This window comes from Streptomyces sp. NPDC040405 (genome assembly GCF_055595765.1).
In genome coordinates, this window is the sequence record NZ_JBVIVI010000001.1 from 1,303,607 (window position 1) to 1,324,438 (window position 20,832).

Consider the following 20,832-nt stretch of genomic DNA (forward strand, 5'->3'; position numbering starts at 1 on the left):
AGCTCTTGTGGAGCCGGTCAGGAGAGCCCGAGCTCGTCGTCGAGGAGATCGAAGATCTCGTCTGCTGTCGCGGACTGGATTTCACGGTCTTCTGCGGTGCTGCCCGTGGCACTGTGCGTTTCATTCCACTTCGAAAGGAGGTCGCGCAGGCGGGTGGTGATCCCGGGGCTCTCGGCGTCGTCGGGGGCGATCGTGGCGAGGATCGCTTCCAGCTTGTCGAGTTCCGCGTGCACGGGCTGGTGTGCGGCCGTGGCGTCCAGGCCGAGTTCCTCGCGCAGATACCCGGCGAGGGCGGTGGGCGTCGGGTAGTCGAAGATCAGCGTGACCGGCAGCCGCAGTCCGGCGGCGGCGCCCAGTCGGTTGCGCAGATCCACGGCGGTGAGCGAGTCGAAGCCCAGGTCGAGGAAGCCGCGCCCGGCGTCGACGTCGTCGGGGGTGGCGTGTCCGAGGACGGCCGCCACATGGGTCCGTACGACCTCCAGCAGTTCCCGGTCGCGTTCGGTGTCCGAGAGGCCCGCGAGCCGTTCGGTCAGCGAACCCGCGCCGGAGTCGGCCGGGGTCCCGGCACCGGTGGCTCCGGTGTCGGCGGAGCGCCGTACGGGGGTACGGACCAGGCCGCGCAGCAGCGGCGGCAGCAGCCCGGCGGCGGCCTGGCCGCGCAGGGCGCCCGTGTCGATGCTGATGGGTACGAGCGCGGCCTCGGACAGGGTGTCCGTCACGTCGAACAGGGCCAGGCCCGCGTCCTGCGGCAGCGCCTCGTAGCCGCCGCGCGAGATGCGGCTGACGTCGGTGGTGTCCAGGCTGCCCGCCATGCCGTCGGCCGCCGCCCACAGGCCCCAGGCCAGCGAACTCGCGGGCAGGCCCTGGGCGTGGCGATGCTGGGCGAGCGCGTCCAGGAAGGTGTTCGCCGCGGCGTAGTTGCCCTGCCCCGCGCTGCCGAAGGCTCCGGCGGCCGAGGAGAAGAGCACGAACGCGGACAGGTCCAGCCCGCGGGTCAGCTCGTGGAGATTCCACGCGGCGTCCACCTTGGGGCGCAGCACCGCGTCGATCCGCTCACCGGTCAGCGAGCTGATCACGCCGTCGTCCAGCACGCCCGCGGTGTGCACCACTGCGGTCAGCGGATGCGCGGCGGGGATCGCGGAGAGGACTGCGGCCAGGGCGTCCCGGTCGGCGGTGTCGCAGGCCGCCCAGGTCACCGTGGCGCCCAACGCGCCCAGTTCGGTGGCGAGTTCGGCCGCGCCGGGGGCGTCGCCGCCGCGCCTGCTGAGCAGCAGCAGCCGCCGTACGCCGCGCTCGGCGACCAGGTGGCGGGCGAACAGGCCGCCCAGGGCGCCGCTCGCGCCGCTGAGCAGCACGGTGCCGTTCGGGTCGCCGAACCCGGCCGCCGCCGGGGTGTCCGGCGTGGCCGGGACCCGGGCGAGCCGGTAGGCGTGTGCGGTGCCGGAGCGCAGCGCGAGCTGCGGTTCGTCGGTGGCGAGCACCGTCGGCAGCGCCCGCTGGGAGGCGTCGGTGCCGTCGACGTCGACGAGCACGAACCGGCCCGGGTTCTCCGACTGGGCGGACTTGACCAGGCCCCAGACGGTGGTGCGGGCCAGGTCGGCGATGTCCTCGCCGGGGCGTGCCGCGACCGCGCCACGGGTCACGAACACCAGGCGGGTGTCGGCGAACCGCTGGTCGGCCAGCCACTTCTGGACGAGGTCCAGCGCGTCCCGGGTGGCAGTCCTGGCCGTGTCGGGCAGCGGCTCACCGCCACCGGTGAGGGGCACGAGCACCACGTCGGGGGCGGTGCCGTCGCTCTCGGCGAGCGCCGCCAGGTGCGGGTAGTCCTCCAGCCGCTCGCCCGCCGCCGTGAAGGCGGCGTCGGCGCCGAGGGTCACCCAGCGTTCGCCGAGCGGGATGCCGGTGGCGTGGGCGGAGGTCGGCACGGCCGTCCACTCCGGGCGGAACAGCGACTCGTGGTACGCGGCGCGCGAGGCGTTCAGCTGGTCGGTCGACAGCGGGCGCAGCACCAGCCCGTCGATGCTGCCGATGGCGGCCCCGGTGCCGTCCGCGAGGTCCAGCGCCACGCCTTCGGCGGCCGGGCGCAGCCGTACGCGCAGCGACGCGGCGCCCCCGGCGTACAGCCGTACGCCGGTCCAGGCGAACGGCAGCCGCGCGCCTTCGGGGGTCGCGCCGTCCGGCGTGGCGAGGCCGAGGGTGTGCAGGGCGGCGTCCAGCAGGGCCGGATGCACCCCGTACGTGGCGGCCTCGGGCTCGTGGCCGCGCGGCAGCCGGATGTCGGCGAACAGCTCGTCGCCGCGCTGCCAGGCGCTGTGCAGGCCCTGGAAGACCGGGCCGTAGCCGAGCCCGGCGGCGGCCGCGTGCTCGTAGAACGCCTCGGTTTCGAGGGCGGTCGCGTCGGCGGGCGGCCAGACGGCGAGATCGGCCCGCTCCTCGGCGGGTCCGGCCGACGGGGTGAGGAACCCGGTGGCGTGCCGGATCCACGGCTCGTCGGCGGGGACGTCCTCCCGGCGGGAGTGCAGGGTCAGCTGGCGCCGCCCGGACTCGTCGCCCGCCGCCAGCTCCAGCCGCAGCTGGACGGCGCCCTGTTCGGGCACGACCAGCGGCGCCTGCAGCGTCAGCTCCTCGACCGTGTCGCAGCCCGCCTCCTCACCGGCCCGCAGGGCCAGCTCCACGAAGGCGGTGCCGGGCAGCAGGACGGTGTCCATCACGGCGTGGTCGGCCAGCCAGGGGTGGGTCAGCAGCGACAGCCGCCCGGTGAACACGAAGCCGCCGGTGTCGGGGAGTTCCACCGCCGCGCCCAGCAGCGGGTGGCCCGCCGTGCCGAGGCCCGCGGAGGCCACGTCCTCGGCGGAGATGCCCACGTCGAGCCAGTAGCGCTGACGCTGGAAGGGGTACGTCGGCAGCTCGACGCGGCGGGCGCCGCGCCCGGCGTAGACGGCCGCCCAGTCCAGCGCCACGCCGCGTACATGGAGCTGCGCGAGGGCGGCGGCCAGCGCCTGGGCCTCGGGACGGCCGTTGCGCAGGGCGGGGACGAACACGGCCTCTTCCGCGTCCTCCTCGATCTCGGCCAGGCAGTTCTCGCCCATCGCGGCGAGCACCCCGTCGGGGCCGAGTTCCACGAAGGTGGTCACACCGTTGTCGCGCAGGGTGCGCACACCGTCGAGGAAGCGCACGGACTCGCGGACATGGCGGACCCAGAAGTCCGGCATGCAGATCTCGTCGGCCGTGGTCACAGTGCCGGTGAGGCAGGAGACCAGCGGGATCGTCGGGGCGTTGAACGTCAGGCCCTCCGCGACCTTGCGGAAGTCCGCGAGCATGGCGTCCATGCGCGGCGAGTGGAAGGCGTGGCTGACCGTGAGCCGCTTGGTCTTACGGCCCTGCGCCTCGAAGCCGGAAGCGATCTCCAGAGCCGCATCCTCGTCACCCGCGATGACCACGGACGACGGGCCATTCACAGCGGCGATGCTCACACGCTCGGTGAGCAGCGGCGCCACCTCATCCTCCGACGCCTGCACCGCGACCATCGCGCCACCGGCCGGAAGCTCCTGCATCAGACGCCCACGAGCCGCAACCAGCTTCGCCGCGTCCGCGAGCGAGAGCACACCAGCCACATGGGCGGCGGCCAGCTCACCGATCGAGTGGCCGGAGAGGTAGTCGGGCCGCAGGCCCCACGCCTCGACCAGCCGGAACAGCGCCACCTCCACCGCGAACAGCGCGGGCTGGGTGAAGCCGGTCCGGTCCAGCGCCGAGGCATCGTCCCCGAACAGGACGGTCTTCAGCGGGCGTTCGAGGTGCGGGTCCAGCGCGTCGCACACCGCGTCCAGCGCCTCCGCGAACGCCGGGAACGTCGCGAACAGCTCGCGGCCCATCCCGAGCCGCTGGCTGCCCTGCCCCGTGAAGAGGAACGCCACCTTGCCGCCCTCGGCGGCGACCCCGCGCAGCTCTGCCGCCGGGTGCTCGCCGCGCGCCAGCGCGTCCAGCGCGCCCAGCACCTCGTCGCGGCCGTCGGCGACCAGGGCGACGCGGTGTTCGAGCGCGGCGCGGGTGGTCGCGAGGGAAAAGCCCAGATCGGTCAGGTCAGCGGTCCCGGTGGCGGTCCCGGCGGCGGTCCCGGCGGCGATCCGGGAGCGCAGCCGCCGCGCCTGCGCACGCAGGGCGTCCTCGCCGCGCGCCGACAGCAGCACGGGGACGTACGGCAGGGCCGTGGTGTCCGCCGGGGCCGCGACCGCCTCGAAGGCGGGCGGCTGCTCGATGATGGCGTGCGCGTTGGTGCCGCTGATGCCGAAGGAGGACACGGCGGCGCGGCGCGGGCGGCCGGTCTCCGGCCACGTCCGCTGTTCGGTGAGCAGCGAGACCGCGCCCGCCGACCAGTCGACGTGCGGCGACGGCTCGTCCACATGCAGGGTCTGCGGCAGCACACCGTGGCGCATCGACAGCACCATCTTGATGACACCGGCAACGCCGGAGGCGGCCTGGGTGTGGCCCAGGTTGGACTTGACGGAGCCCAGCCACAGCGGCCGCTCCGCGTCCCGCTCCCGGCCGTAGGTGGCGAGCAGCGCCTGCGCCTCGATCGGGTCGCCCAGCGTCGTCCCCGTGCCGTGCGCCTCGACCACGTCGACCTCGCCGGTGGCCAGGCGGGCGTTGGCGAGGGCCTGCCGGATGACACGCTGCTGCGACGGGCCGTTCGGCGCGGTCAGACCGTTGGACGCGCCGTCCTGGTTGACGGCGGAGCCGCGTACGACCGCCAGCACCTCGTGGCCGTTCTTGCGGGCGTCCGACAGCCGCTCCAGCAGCAGCATGCCCGCGCCCTCGCCCCAGCCGGTGCCGTCGGCGGCGCCCGCGAACGACTTGCAACGGCCGTCCCTGGCCAGCCCGCGCTGGCGGCTGAAGTCGATGAACGTGCCCGGGGTGAACATCACCGTGACACCACCGGCCAGCGCGAGGGAGCATTCGCCGTTGCGCAGCGCCTGCGCGGCCAGGTGCAGCGCCACCAGCGACGACGAGCAGGCCGTGTCGACCGTGACGGCCGGGCCTTCGAGGCCGAAGGTGTACGCGACGCGGCCGGACACCACGCTGCTGGAGCTGCCGGTGCCGAGGTAGCCCTCGACCCCGTCCGGCACGGCGTGCAGCCGGGACCCGTAGTCGTGGTACATGACGCCCGCGAACACACCGGTCCTGCTGCCGCGTACGGACGACGGGTCGATGCCCGCGCGCTCGAACGCCTCCCAGGTGGTCTCCAGCAGCAGCCGCTGCTGCGGGTCCATGGCCAGCGCCTCACGCGGGGAGATCCCGAAGAAGGCGGGGTCGAACTCGGCGGCGTCGTGCAGGAATCCGCCGTCTCGGGCGTACGAGGTGCCCGGGGTCTCCGGGTCCGGGTCGTACAGGGCATCGAGGTCCCAGCCGCGGTTGTCCGGGAAGCGCGTGATGCCGTCCTCGCCCGCCGCGAGCATCTGCCACAGCTCCTCGGGCGTGGTGACCCCGCCCGGGTAGCGGCAGCTCATCGCCACGATGACGATCGGGTCGTCGTCGGTGGCGACGGCGGTGACCGGCACCGGCGTGTGCACCTCGGCCGCCTCGTCGCCCACCAGCTCGGTCCGCAGGTAGCGGGCCAGGACCTGCGGGTCCGGGTAGTCGAAGATGAGGGTGGCGGGCAGCCGCAGCCCGGTCACCGAGTTGAGCTGATTACGCAGCTCGACGGCGGTCAGCGAGTCGAAGCCCAGATCCTTGAACGCCCGCCCGGAACCAATGGTGTCCGCGCCCGCGTAGCCCAGCACGGTCGCCACCTGCGCCCGCACCAGGTCCAGCAGCAGCCGCTCCTGCTCCGCCACGTTCAGCCCGGCCAGCCGACCGGCCAGCCCGGCATCGCCACCGGCCGCGACCGCGTCCACCGCGCGCCGCGCCGGGATGCGCACCAGGCCGCGGAAGAGGGGCGAGATCGCGGGCTGGTTGCGCAGCGCCGCGAGGTCCACCCGCATGGGCACCAGCGACGCCGCGTTGAGGGTCAGCGCGGTGTCGAGCAGCGCGAGGCCGTCCGCCACCGGCAGCGGCGGAAGTCCGGCCCGCCGCATGCGGTTGATGTCGGCCTCGTCCAGCGTGGTGCCCATACCGGCCCCGGCCCACAGGCCCCAGGCCAGCGCGGTGGCGGACAGGCCCTGGGCAGCGCGGGCTTGCGCCAGCGCGTCGAGGAAGGCGTTGGAGGCGGCGTAGTTGCCCTGCCCAGGGCCGCCGAACACGCCGGAGGAGGACGAGAACAGGACGAAGGCCGCGAGGTCGAGGTCCGCCGTCAGCTGGTGCAGATTCCACGCCGCGTCGACCTTCGGGCGCATGACATGGTCGACGCGCTCGGGCGTCAGCGAACCGATCACCCCGTCGTCCAGCACACCGGCCGTGTGCACCACGGCGGTCAGCGGATGCTCGGCGGGGATGGTGGCGAGGGTCGCGGCGAGCGCGTCCCGGTCGGCCACATCGCACGCCGCCCAGGCGATCCGGGCACCCGACTCGGCCAGTTCCGCGCCCAGTTCTGCCGCACCCGGCGCCTGGTCGCCACGGCGGCTCACCAGCAGCAGGCGCCGTACGCCACGCTCCGCCACCAGGTGGCGCGCCACCAGCCCGCCCAGCGAACCGGACGCACCGGTCACCAGCACCGTGCCCTCGGGGTCCAGGCCACGGGCCCCGTCCGCCTCCGGCTCCACGGCCACCCGCGACAGCCGTGGCGTCGACACCACACCCGCGCGGAGCGCGAGCTGCGGCTCGCCCGATGCCACGGCGGCGGGCAGCGCCTGCGCCGACTCGTCCCGGCCGTCCACATCCACCAGGACGAAACGTCCCGGGTTCTCCGACTGCGCCGAGCGCAGCAGACCCCATACGGCCGCACCGGCCGGGTCCGCCACCGGCTCACCGGCCTCGGCGGCCACCGCGCCACGGGTCAGGACCACCAGCGGCGCGTCCCCGAACCGCTCCTCGCCCAGCCACTGCTGGACGACGGCAAGCGCCTCGGCGGCGGCCCGGTGCGCGCCCGCGGCCACGTCACCACCATCCGTGGACGGCGACACGACCACGTACTCGGGCGACACGGCCGTGCCCGAGTCGACCGCCTCGGACAGCGCCGCGAGGTCCGCGTACGCCGTGCCACCGAGCCCCTGCGTGTCCGCGCCCAGCACGGCCCAGCGGCCATCGGCCAGGGTGTCCGTCATGGCCACCGGCCCGGCCGCCGTCCACTCCAGACGGAACAGCGAGTCGTGGTAGGCCGTACGCGCGCTCCGCAGCTGCTCGGCCGACACCGGGCGCAGCCCGAGCGTCTCCACGGCCCCGACCGGCGCGCCGGTGGTGTCGGCGATCTCCAGCCGCACCCCGTCGTTGCCCGCGGGCACCAGGTGGACGCGCAGCGCGGACGCGCCGCTCGCGTACAGCGACACCCCGGTCCACGCGAACGGCAGCCGCCCCTCGCCGCCCGTGTTGCCCAGACCCTCCAGCCCGATGGCGTGCAGGGCGGAGTCCAGCAGCGCCGGGTGCAGCCCGAACACGGCGGCGTCCTCGGCGACGTCCTCGGGGAGCGCCACCTCGGCGAACACCTCGCCGTCGCGCTGCCACGCCCTGCGCAGGCCACGGAACTCCGGGCCGTACGCGAAGCCGATGTCCAGCAGGCCCTCGTAGCGGCCGTCGAGGTCGATCTCGGTGGCGTCGGCGGGCGGCCAGGCGCCCAGCTCGAACTTCGCCTCCGGGCGACCGCCCGACGCCAGGACACCGGTCGCGTGCCGGGTCCACGGCTCCTCGGCGGGCAGGCTCTCCACGCGCGAGTGCAGCGCCAGCGGACGGCGGCCCAGCTCGTCGGTCGCGCCCACCGAAAGCCGCAGCTGTACGCCGCCCTGCTCGGGCAGGACCAGCGGCGCTTCGAGGGTCAGCTCTTCGAGGTAGTCACAGCCGACCTGGTCACCGGCGCGGATCGCCAGCTCCACGAACGCGGTGCCGGGCAGCAGCACGCTGTCCAGGATGGTGTGGCCCGCGAGCCAGGGGTGGGTGGACAGCGCCAGACGGCCGGTGAACAGCATCCCGTCCGAGTCCGGCAGTTCGGCGCTCGCGCCGAGCAGCGGATGCCCGGCCTCGCCCAGACCCACCGCGGCCACATCGCCGAGGAACAGCGACGACACCTTCGGCCAGTAGCGCTGCCGCTGGAAGGCGTACGTGGGCAACTCGACCTGCGCGGCGCCCGTACCGGCGTAGAACGCGTCCCAGTCCACCGCCACGCCACGGACGTGCGCCCGCGCGACGGCGTTCGTCAGCGCCTCGGCCTCGGGGCGGTCCTTGCGGAGGGCGGCGACGAAGGCCGCGTCCTCGCCGGTCACGCACTCCTGCGCCATGGCGGTGAGCACACCGTCCGGGCCCAGCTCGATGAAGGTGGTGACACCCTGCGCTTCGAGGGTGCGCACACCGTCGAGGAAGCGCACCGCCTCGCGGACGTGGCGCACCCAGAAGTCGGGAGTCGTGATCTCGTCGGCGTTGGCGACCTGTCCGGTGAGGTTGGAGACGATCGGGATGCGCGGGGCCTCGTACGAAAGCTCCTCGGCCACCTCGCGGAACGCGTCCAGCATCCCGTCCATGCGCGGCGAGTGGAACGCGTGGCTGACGGTGAGCCGCTTGGTCTTGCGACCCTGCGCCTCGAAGAACGCCGCGATCTGCGCCGCATCGTCCTCGTCACCCGCGATGACCACCGACGACGGCCCGTTGAGGGCGGCGATGCTCACGCGGTCGGTGAGCAGCGGCGCCACCTCGTCCTCCGACGCCTGCACCGCGATCATCGCGCCACCGGCCGGAAGCTCCTGCATCAGACGGCCACGAGCCGCCACGAGAGTGCACGCATCCGCCAGCGAGAGCACACCCGCCACATGCGCGGCGGCCAGCTCACCGATGGAGTGACCGGACAGGAAGTCCGCCTTCAGACCCCACGCCTCGACCAGCCGGAACAGCGCCACCTCCACCGCGAACAACGCGGGCTGGGTGAAGCCGGTCCGGTCCAGCGCGGCGGCGTCCTCACCGAAGAGGACATCGCGCAACGGCTGCTCCAGATGCGCGTCCAAATGGGCGCACACCTCGTCCAGCGCGTCCGCGAACACCGGGTACGCGTCGTACAGCTCACGCCCCATGCCCAGCCGCTGGCTCCCCTGCCCCGTGAACAGGAACGCCACCTTGCCGCCCGCCGCCGAGCCCTCGACCAGGCCCGGTGCGGTGGTGCCCTCGGCGAGCGCGTCGAGGGCGGTCAGCAGCCCGGCGCGGTCGTCGGCGACCAGGGCGGCCCGCTCCTCGAACGCCGTACGACGCGTGGCGAGCGTGAACGCCACGTCGCGGCCGTCCAGCTCTGGGCGGGAGTCGAGGTGGGCGCGCAGCTGTGTGGCCTGGTCGCGCAGCGCTTCGGGGGTCTTGGCCGACAGCACCCAGGCGGCGGGGCCATGGGCCCGCGCGGCCGTCGTGGCTTCCTCGGCTTCGATCGCCGGGGCCTGCTCGATGATGGTGTGCGCGTTGGTACCGCTGATGCCGAACGAGGACACGGCGGCCCGGCGCGGGCGGCCGGTCTCCGGCCACTCCCGCGCCTCGGTCAGCAGCGCGACCGCGCCCGCCGACCAGTCGACCTCGGGCGTCGGCTCGTCCACGTTGAGGGTCTGGGGCAGCACGCCATGCCGTAGCGCCAGCACCATCTTCATCACGCCCGCGACACCGGCGGCGGCCTGCGTGTGGCCGAAGTTGGACTTGATGGAGCCCAGCCACAGCGGCTGGTCCGCGTCCCGCTCCTGGCCGTACGTGGCGAGGAGTGCCTGCGCCTCGATCGGGTCGCCCAGCCGGGTGCCCGTACCGTGCGCCTCGACCGCGTCCACCTCGGCGGCGGACAGACCGGCACCGGCCAGCGCCTGCCGGATCACCCGCTGCTGCGACGGCCCGTTCGGCGCCGTCAGACCGTTCGACGCACCGTCCTGGTTGATCGCAGAGCCGCGCACCACGGCCAGCACCTCGTGGCCGTTGCGCCGGGCGTCCGACAGCCGCTCCACGAGCAGCATGCCGACACCCTCGCCCCACCCGGTGCCATCCGCACCCGCCGCGAACGCCTTGATACGCCCATCGGCGGCCAGCCCACGCTGACGGCTGAAGTCCACGAACGAACCCGGCGTCGACATCACCGTCACACCACCGGCCAGAGCAAGGGAGCACTCCCCCGCCCGCAACGCCTGAATCGCCCAGTGCAGCGCCACCAGCGACGACGAACACGCCGTGTCCACCGTCACCGCCGGACCCTCAAGACCCAGCGCGTACGACACCCGGCCCGACATCACACTGGCCGCGTTGCCCGTGCCCAGGAAGCCTTCCGACCCATCGGGGGCGGAGAGGATCACGGGCAGGTAGTCCTGGCCGTTCGTACCGGCGAACACGCCGACCTGCTGGCCGCGCAGCGTCGTCGGGTCGATGCCCGCGCGCTCGAACGCCTCCCACGAGGTCTCCAGCAGCAACCGCTGCTGCGGGTCCATCGCCAGCGCCTCACGCGGCGAGATCCCGAAGAAGACCGGGTCGAACTCGGCGGCGTCCGCGAGGAATCCGCCCTCGCGCACATAGCTGGTGTTCTCGGCGTCGGACTCCGGGTCGTACAGCGACTCGACGTCCCAGCCGCGGTCGGCCGGGAAGTCCGTCACCGCGTCCTGTCCGGACGCCAGAAGCCGCCACAGCTCCTCGGGGGTGCGGACACCGCCGGGGAAGCGGCAGCTCATGCCGACGATCGCGATCGGGTCGTCGTCCACGGCCACGCCCACGGACGACGCTCCGGTGACGGCCGGGTGCGAGCCGATGAGTTCGGCTTGGAGGTGGTCGGCGAGGGCGAACGGGGTCGGGTAGTCGAAGATGATGGTGGCGGGCAGCCGCAGCCCGGTGAGCGTGCCGAGCAGGTTGCGGATCTCGACGGCGGTGAGCGAGTCGAATCCGAGGTCCCGGAAGGCGCGGCTGGGTTCCACCGAGTCCGGCCCGGGGTAGCCGAGGACGACGGCCACCTGGGTGCGTACGAAGTCCACGGCGAGTTGGTCGCGTTCGTCGTCGGTGGCGGCACCGGCCAGCTGCCGGGCCAGCGACGACGCGTCTCCGGGCATGGCGCCGGGGGTGGCCGCGACGGCGGCGCGGGCCGCGTCGAGGGCACGCCGGGCGTCGGGGAGGTCGGCGATCAGCGGGTTGGGGCGGTTGGCGGTGAGGCCGGGCGCGAAGCGGTCCCAGTCGATGTCCACGACGAGGGAGAAGGTCTCGCCCAGGTCGAGCGCGGCGCCCAGGGCGGTGGTCGCGGCTTCGGGGGCGAGGGCGGGGAGCCCTGCCTGCCGGAGGCGTTCGGCGACGAGTTCGTCGTCGGCCATGCCGCCCTCGGCCCAGGCGCCCCACGCGACGGAGGTGGCGGGCAGGCCCTCGGCGCGGCGCTGTTCGGCGAGCGCGTCGAGGTAGGCGTTGGCGGCCACGTAGTTGGCCTGACCGGCGGCGCCGAAGGTGGCGGCCATGGAGGAGAACAGCACGAAGGCGGACACGTCGTGTCCGCGGGTCAGCTCGTCCAGGTGGTGTGCCGCGTCGGCCTTGGCGCGCAGCACGTCGGCCATGCGCTGCGGGGTCTGGGCGTCGAGTACGCCGTCGTCGAGCACACCGGCGGCGTGGACGACGGTGGTCAGCGGGTGTTCCGCCGGTACGGTCGCGAGGAGCGCGGCGAGGGCGTTCCGGTCGGCGACGTCGCAGGCGGCGAGGGTCACCTCGGCGCCCTGGGCGGTGAGTTCGTTGGCCAGTTCGGCCGCGCCGGGGGCGTCGGGGCCTCGGCGCCCGGCGAGCAGCACATGGTCGGTGCCGTGGGCGACCAGCCAGCGGGCGACGTGTGCGCCGAGGGCGCCGGTGCCGCCGGTGATCAGTGCGGTGCCGTGGGTGGTCCAGCCGTCGCCGGTGGTCTCGTGGTGCGGTGCGCGGGCGAGCCTGCGGGCGTGGACGCCCTGCGGGCGGATCGCGAGGTGGTCCTCGTCGCGGAGCGCGTCGGGTCCGGCGAGGAGGTCGGCGAGCCGGGCGAGGGAGCGGTCGTCGGCGGTCTCGGGGAGGTCGATCGACCCGGCCCAGCGGTCGGGCTGTTCGAGGGCGACGGTGCGGCCGAGGCCCCAGATCTGGGCCTGAACGGCGCTGGTGAGCCGGTCGGAGCGGCTGACGGAGACGGCGCCTCGGGTGGCGGACCACACGCGGGCGTCCGTACCGGCGTCGCCGAGGGCCTGGACGAGGGCGAGGGTGCCCGCGAGTCCGGCGCTGAGCGAGGGGTACTGGGCGTGCGGGCGCTCGTCCAGGCCGAGGAGGGACAGCACGCCGTCGACGCGTACCGTCTCGTCCTGCCCCAGGGCGGCGCGGAGGTGTTCGGCGACGGTGGCGCGGTCGTCCGCCGTGCCGTCGACGGTGAGGTGGTGGACGCGTACGCCGCGTTCGGCCAGGGTCCGCAGCGGCCCCTCGACCCAGGGGTGGCCGTCGTGTCCGGCGGGGGTGGCGACGAGCCAGGTGCCGGTGAGCGGCGTGGCCTGGAACGGCGGCAGCGGCTTCCAGGTGGTGCGGTAGCGCGAGCCGTTGACGGTGGTGTCGACGTGGCTGCGGTGGCGCCACGCGGACAGCGCGGGCAGCACCTCGCTGAGCGGCTGGTCGCCGTCGAGCCCGAGGGTGTCGACCAGGGCGGCCAGGTCCTCGCTGTGGACGACCTCCCAGAACCGGGCGTCGGCGACGGCCGGTGCGCCCGCCTCGGCGGCGGACTCGCTCTCGTACGAGAACGGGTTGGCGGGCCAGTAGCGCTGCCGCTGGAAGGCGTAGGTGGGCAGGTCTACGCGGCGGGCGCCGGTGTCCGCGTAGTACGTGGTCCAGTCGACGGGTATGCCGCGGACGTGGGCGTGGGCGAGCGCCTGGTGGACCGTGCGGGTCTCGGGGCGGCCGGGGCGCAGGGTGGGCAGGAACGCGAACGTCCTGCTCTTCGCCTCGGTGACGCACTCCTGGGCCATGGCGGAGAGCACGCCGTCGGGGCCCAGCTCCACGAAGGTGGTCACGCCGAGGTCTTCCAGGCGGCGCACGCCGTCGGAGAAGCGGACGGCCTCGCGGACGTGGCGGACCCAGAACTCGGGCGTGCTGATGTCGTCGGCGCCGACCAGGTCGCCGGTGAGGTTGGAGACGATGGGTATCCGCGGGGCCTCGTACGTGAGGCGCTGGGCGACCTGGCGGAAGTTGTCCAGCATCGCGTCCATGTGCGGGGAGTGGAACGCGTGGCTGACGGTGAGCCGCTTGGTCTTGCGGCCCCGCGCCTCGAAACCGGCAGCGATCTCCAGGGCCGCGTCCTCGTCGCCCGCGATGACGACCGACGTCGGGCCGTTGAGCGCGGCGATGCTGACCCGCTCGGTGAGCAGCGGCGCCACCTCGTCCTCGGTGGCCTGCACAGCGATCATCGCGCCGCCGCCGGGGAGTTGCTGCATCAGCTGGCTGCGCGCGGCCACCAGGGCGGACGCGTGGGTGAGGGACAGCACCCCGGCCACGTGGGCGGCGGCGATCTCGCCGATGGAGTGGCCGCAGAGGAAGTCGGGCAGCAGGCCCCACGACTCGACGAGGCGGAACAGCGCCACCTCGACGGCGAACAGGGCGGGCTGGGTGTAGCCGGTCCGGTCGAGCGCGGTGGCGTCGTCGCCGAACAGTACGTCCTTCAGCGGCCGGTCGAGGAAGCGGTCGAGCTGGGCGCAGACCGCGTCCAGCGCCTCGGCGAACGCCGGGTGGCTCTCGTACAGTTCGCGGCCCATCCCGAGCCGCTGGCTGCCCTGGCCGGTGAAGAGGAACGCGATGTTGCCCTCGACAGCCAGGCCCTCGGTGACCTCGGGGTGGTGGCGGCCCTCGGCGAGCGCTTCGAGGCCCGCGAGGAGTTCGTCCCGGTCGGCGGCGGCGACCACGGCGCGGCGGTCGAGCGCGGCGCGGGTGACGGCCTGCGAGTAGCCGATGTCGGCGGGCCGGTAGCCGGGGTTCGCGGCCAGGTGGGCGTGGAGCTGGGCGGCCTGGGCGCGCAGCGCGTCCCGGTGCTTGCCGGAGAGTGCGACCGGGGTGAGGGGCGGCGTGGTCCCGGCCGGGTCCGGCTCGGCGCGACCGGGCACGACGTGCGTGCGGTCGGCGTCCGTCCGGTCGGTGGCGGGGGTGGGGGGCTCCTCCAGGATGGTGTGCACGTTGGTGCCGCTCATCCCGAACGACGAGATGCCCGCCCGGCGCGGCTCGGCGCCCTCGGGGTCGTGCGGCCACTCGCGGGTGGCGGTGAGCAGTTCGACGTCCCCGGCGGTCCAGTCGACGTGCGGGGTGGGCTCGGTGAGGTGGAAGGTCCTGGGCAGCGCTCCGTGGCGCATGGCCATGACCATCTTGATGACGCCGCCGACACCGGCACCCGCCTGGGCGTGGCCGATGTTGGACTTGATGGAGCCGATCAGCAGCGGCTTGCCCGCGGGCCGGTCCTGGCCGTACGTGGCGAGCAGCGCCTGCGCCTCGATCGGGTCGCCGAGTGCGGTGCCGGTGCCGTGGGCCTCGACGGCGTCGACCTGGTCGGGCGAGAGCCGGGCGTTGGCGAGCGCCTGGAGGATGACCCGCTGCTGGGAGGGGCCGTTGGGGGAGGTGAGGCCGTTGGACGCGCCGTCCTGGTTGACGGCGGAGCCGCGGATCACGGCGAGCACCGGGTGGCCCTTGCGCTGGGCGTCCGACAGCCGCTCCACGAGCAGGATGCCGACGCCCTCGCCGAGGCAGAAGCCGTCGGCCTCGGGCGCGAACGGCTTGGAGCGGCCGTCGAGGGCCAGTCCGCGCATCTTGCTGTAGTCGACGAAGACGCCGGGCGCGCACATCAGGGTCGCGCCACCGGCCAGGGCGAGCGAGCATTCGCCCTGCCGCAGCGCCTGGACGGCGAGGTGGATCGCCACCAGGGACGAGGAGCAGGCGGTGTCGACGGTGACCGCCGGGCCCTCGAAGCCGAAGGTGTACGAGAGGCGGCCGGAGGCGATGCTCGCGGCATTGCCGGTGCCGAAGTAGCCCTCGAAGTTTTCGTCGGAGCTGAGGATCGCCCCGAGGTAGTCGTGATTGCTGGTGCCGACGAAGACGCCGACCTGCTTGCCGCGCGCCGAAAGCGGGTCGATACCGGCCCGTTCGAAGGCTTCCCAGGAGGTTTCCAGCAGCATGCGCTGCTGGGGGTCCATGCCGAGCGCTTCACGGGGGCTGATGCCGAAGAGCGACGGGTCGAAATCGGCGATGCCGTCGACGAATCCACCCTCGTGCACATAGCTGGTGCCGGGGTGGTCCGGGTCCGGGTGGTACATCCTGTCGACATTCCACCCGCGGTCGACCGGGAAGTCGCTGACCGCGTCGACGCCTTCGCTGACGATGCGCCACAGGTCCTCGGGCGACCGGACGCCTCCGGGATAACGGCAGCCGATCCCCACGATGGCGATGGGGTCGTGGTTCTTCGCCTCGGCCTCTTGCAGGCGGAGGCGAGTCTGATGCAGATCCGCCGTTACCAGCTTGAGGTAGTCCCGCAGCGTCTCTTCATTCGCCATTTACGCAATCCATTTACGGCAGACGGCATCGGAAATGCTCCACAGATCCTCAACAGGGGAGCCGGTAACCAACAACCAATTAGTCGACTTCTCCACGTGAGCCTATGCGCGGCTTAACCCTCTCGACAACCCCTAGCTGCCCCCTACGACCCCCTGGTGACTCAGGGATTCAATAGGGGGCAGCCGGTATTGGAGAACTCTATTCAAGGGTGGGGAAAATCCTGTCCGACATCGGATACGACGTCAATAGCAGAATTCGTTTCATGCCCTTCCCAGACCCTTGTTGATGAATGCGAACAGCTCTTCGTCACTGGCCGACTGGAGCTGGTCGGCCTCGGCCGCGCCCTGGGCGAGGGCTTCGGACGGGGCCGCCGCGGGCTCGGCCGGGGCGGCGGTGTCGTCGGACTCGTGCCACTTCGCCAGCAGCGACTGGAGGCGCATGGTGATGCGGGCCCGGGTGATGTTGTCGGGGGCGCTGCCCGCGAGCACGGTTTCCAGCTTGTCGAGTTCTTCGAGCACCGGGGCGCCGGTGGCCGCCGCGTCGGGGACGATCTCGGACCGCATATGGGCCGCCACGGCGGCCGGGGTCGGGTGGTCGAAGATCAGGGTCGGCGGCAGCTTGAGCCCGCTGGCCGCGCCCAGCCGGTTGCGGAGTTCGACCGCGGTGAGCGAGTCGAAGCCCAGGTCCTTGAACGCCCGGCCCGCCTCGATCGCCTCGGCGCCGGAGTGGCCCAGCACGGCGGCGACCGCGCTGCGGACCAACTCCAGCAGCACCCGCTCCCGTTCGGTCTCGGGCAGCGTCGCGAGCTGACCGGCCAGCGCCTCCCCCGCGGCGGTGTCCCCGGCGGCGTCGGCCCGCATCTCCTCGGCGACCTCGCGGGCCTCGGGCAGGGTGTCGAGCAGCGGCCGCGGCCGGTCGGCGGTGAAGGCGAGGGTGAAGCGGCGCCAGTCCATGTCGATGACGGTGAGCGCCGTCTCGTCCCGGTCCAGGGCGTGCTGGAGAGCGGCGGTGGCGGGCAGCGGCGCCATCTCGTTGATGCCGTGGCGGCGCATCCGGTCGCCGGTGGCGCCGTCCACCGAGCCGCCGTCGCCCCACGGGCCCCAGGACACGGTGGTGGCGGGCAGCCCGTCGGCGCGGCGCTGCTCGGCGAAGCTGTGCAGGAACGCGTTGCCGGGCGCCTGGTTGCCCTGGCCCGGTGCGCCGAACGTCGCGGAGAAGTGCGAGAACAGCACGAACGCGGACAGCTCCAGATCCCGCGTCAGCTCGTGCAGATGGCGCGTGGCGTCCACCTTGAGCCGCAGGACGCGCTCGGCCTGATCCGCAGTCAGCCCCTCGATCACCCCGTCCTCGATGACGGCGGCGGTGTGCAGGACGGCCGTCAGCGGCTGGTCGGCCGGGATGGCCGCGAGGGTTTCGGCGAGCGCCGCGCGGTCGGTCACATCGCAGGTGGCGAGGGTGACCTTGGCGCCGAGGCCCGTCAGTTCGGCCTCCAGCTCCACAGCGCCGGGGGCGTCCGCGCCCCGGCGGCTCGCCAGCACCAGGTGTTCGGCGCCGTTACGGGCCAGCCAGCGCGCGACCTCCGCGCCGAGGCGTCCCGTACCGCCGGTGACCAGCGTGGTGCCGGACGGCCTCCAGGGCCGTACGGGGGAGGTGTCGGCGAGCGGGGCGCGCACCAGCCGCGGCCCGAAGACGCCCGCCTCGCGGATCGCCACCTGGTCCTCGTCGTGCTCGGCGGCGAGGACGCCCATGAGCCGGGACAGCGCCTGCTCGTCGGGCGTCCGCGGCAGGTCGACCAGGCCGCCCCAGCGCTCCAGGTGTTCCAGCGCGGCCACCCGGCCGAGCCCCCAGACGAGGGCCTGTTCGGGGCATTCCGGCCGGTCGGCGCCGCCGGTGGAGACCGCGCCCTGGGTCAGGCACCACAGCGGCGCGCCGATCTCGGCGTCGCCGAGCGCCTGGATCAGGGCGAGCTGGGCGGCGGTTCCGGCGGGCAGGGAGGGGGCTTGCGGATGCGCGTCCCCGGCCGGGGCGAGCAGCGACAGCACACCGGTGAAACCCTCCCCGTGGGCCTCGGCGACGGCGGTGCGCAGCCAGTCGGCGAGCTGTTCGCGGCCGTGGGTGGCGGGGTCCACCACGATCTGCTGTACGGAGGCGCCGCGCCCGGTCAGCGCGCCGGTCACGGCGGCCGTCCACGCGTCGTCGGTGCTGGCCGCGACGACGAGCCAGCTGCCGCCCGGGTGCGCGGACCGCGCCTCGGGGAGCGGCTGCCACGTCACGCGGTAGCGCCAGCCGTCCACGGTGGACTGCTCGCGGGCCTGCTTGCGCCAGGACGCGAGGGCGGGCAGGACGGCGCTCATCGGCTGGTCGCCGTCGACGGTCAGCTCGGCGGCCAGGGCCTGCCAGTCCTCGGCCTCCACCGCCGCCCAGAACTTGGCCTCCACGGCGTCGTGCCGCGCCTCCTGCGCCGTGCGCCCCGCCCCGGCCTCGGGCCAGTAGCGCTGCTGCTGGAAGGCGTACGTGGGCAGCTCGATACGGCGGGCTCCGGTGCCGTCGAACACCGTCTTCCAGTCCACGGCGACACCGCGCGACCACGCCTCGCCGACGGAGGCCCAGAACCGGTCGAGACCGCCTTCGTCGCGGCGCAGCGAGCCGATCGCGGCCGCGTCGAGACCCGAGTCCTCGGCGGTCTCCTGCACGCCCATCGTCAGCACCGGGTGGGCGCTGGACTCGATGAACACGCCGAAGCCCTCGTCCAGCAGGCGCCGGACGGCGCCTTCGAGTTCGACGGTGCGGCGGAGGTTGGTGAACCAGTACTCGGCGCCCAGCTCGGGACCCTCGACCCACTCCCCCGTCACCGTGGACAGGAACGGCACCTGTGCGGTCCTGGGCTGTACGGGGGCCAGCAGCGTGAGCAGTTCGTCGCGCAGCAGTTCCACTTGGGCGGAGTGCGAGGCGTAGTCCACCGGCACCCGGCGGGCCCTGATGTCATCCGCCTCGCAGGACGCCAGCAGCTCGTCCAGCGCGGCCGGTTCGCCCGAAACCACCACGGCGGAGGGGCCGTTGACGGCCGCCACCGAGATGCGCTCCTCGCCCCAGGGCGCGATCCGCTCCCGTACCCGGGATACGGGCAGCGCCATGGACACCATGCCGCCCTTGCCCGCCAGCACCCGGCCGATGGCCTGGCTGCGCAGCGCCACCACGCGCGCCGCGTCCTTCAGCGACAGGACGCCCGCCACGCACGCGGCGGCGATCTCGCCCTGCGAGTGGCCGACCACGGCGGACGGTTCGACGCCGAGCGAGCGCCACACCTCGGCCAGCGACACCATCACCGCGAACAGCACCGGCTGGACCACGTCCACCCGGTCCAGCGACGGCGCCCCGTCCACCCCGCGCAGCACATCCACCAGCGACCAGTCGGTGAACTCCGCCAGCGCCGCCGCGCACTCCTCGATGCGGGCGGCGAACACCGGCGAGGCGTCCATCAGCCCCACGCCCATCCGCACCCACTGGGACCCCTGCCCCGGGAAGACGAACGCCGTCTGACCCGCCACCACCGAGCCCCGCTCCACGCCCGCGGCCATGCCGCCGTCGGCGAGGGCGGTCAGCCCGGCCACCAGTTCGTCGCGGTCCCGGCCCTGGACGACACCGCGTACGTCCAGCGCGGCGCGGGTCGTGGCCAGCGACAGGCCCACGTCCACGGGGCGCAGCGCCGGTTCGTCGTGGAGGCGGTCCAGCAGCCGCCGGGCCTGGGCGCGCAGCGCGGACTCGCTCTTGCCGGAGACCACCCACGGCACCACGCCCGGCTGCTTCGCCACCAGCTCGACCGGCTCCCGCTCCTCGGCGGGCGCCTGCTCGATGATGGTGTGCGCGTTGGTGCCGCTGAAGCCGAACGAGGAGATGCCCGCGCGGCGCGGGCGGCCCGTCTCGGGCCACGGGGTGGCCGACCTGACCAGCGAGACCGTGCCGGAGGACCAGTCGATGTGCGGGGACGGCTCGGCGATGTGCAGCGACTCCGGCACCACGCCGTGCCGCATGGCCAGCACCATCTTCATCACGCCCGCGATGCCCGCGGCGCCCTGGGTGTGGCCGATGTTGGACTTCACCGACCCCAGCAGCAGGGGCAGTTCCTCGGGGCGGTCCGCGCCGTAGGTGGCGAGCAGCGCCTGTGCCTCGATCGGGTCGCCCAGCGACGTGCCCGTGCCATGCGCCTCGACCACGTCCACATCGGCACCGGACAGCCGCGCGCTGGCCAGGGCCTGCTGGATGACGCGCCGCTGCGACGGGCCGTTGGGCGCGGTGAGGCCGTTGGACGCGCCGTCCTGGTTGACGGCGGAGCCGCGGACGACCGCGAGCACCTGGTGGCCATTCTTCCGCGCGTCCGACAGCCGCTCCAGCAGCAGCACGCCCACGCCCTCGGCCGGTCCGAAGCCGTCGGCGTCGGCCGAGAACGCCTTGCAGCGGCCGTCCTGGGACAGCCCGCGCTGGCGGCTGAACTCGATGAACAGGCCGGGCGTGGACATCACATGGACACCGCCCGCCAGTGCGAGCGAGCACTCGTCGAGACGCAGCGACTGCACCGCCAGGTGCAGCGCCACCAGGGACGCGGAGCAGGCCGTGTCCACGGTGACGGCCGGACCCTCCAGGCCGAAGGCGTAGCTGAGCCGTCCGGAGACGACGCTGCTGGCGTTGCCCGTGCCCAGGTGTCCGCCGAAGTCGTCGTCCGCGTCGAGCGCCACCGTCAGGTAGTCGGAGGCGTTCATGCCCGCGAACACTCCCGTACGGCTGCCGCGCAGGGCGGCCGGGTCGATGCCCGCCCGCTCGAACGCCTCCCACGATGTCTCCAGCAGCAGCCGCTGCTGCGGGTCCATCGCCGTCGCCTCACGCGGCGAGATCCCGAAGAACGCCGCGTCGAACCGGGTGGCGTCGCCGAGGAACCCGCCCTCGCGGGTGTACGTGGTGTCCGGCGTGTCCGGGTCCGAGTCGAACAGGTTCTGCAGGTCCCAGCCCCGGTCGGCCGGGAACGCCGACTGCGCCTCGCCACCGGAGGACATGAGCTGCCACAGCTCCTCCGGCGTGTCGACACCGCCGGGGAAGCGGCAGCTCATGCCCACGATCGCGATCGGCTCATGGGCCTGATCGTCGACCTCCTGCAGACGCCGGTGGGCGGCGGTGAGGTCGGTGGTGACCTTCTTCAGATATTCGCGGAGCTTGGCTTCGTTCGCAGTCGCCATGGACGTTCACCTATTCGCA

Annotated in this window: 1 protein-coding gene and 1 pseudogene; both read right to left on the bottom strand. The window is 73.7% G+C overall.

From position 1 onward, the window contains the following. Positions 1-17: 17 nt before the first annotated feature. Entirely contained in the window at positions 18-15,584 is a 15,567-nt protein-coding gene (locus ACZ59A_RS05485) for a type I polyketide synthase (protein ID WP_470953810.1), read from the bottom strand. A gap of 261 nt (positions 15,585-15,845) precedes the next feature. Next, positions 15,846-20,807 (bottom strand): annotated as a pseudogene (locus ACZ59A_RS05490) (type I polyketide synthase); the annotation flags it as partial. Between the last annotated feature and the right edge of the window lie 25 nt (positions 20,808-20,832).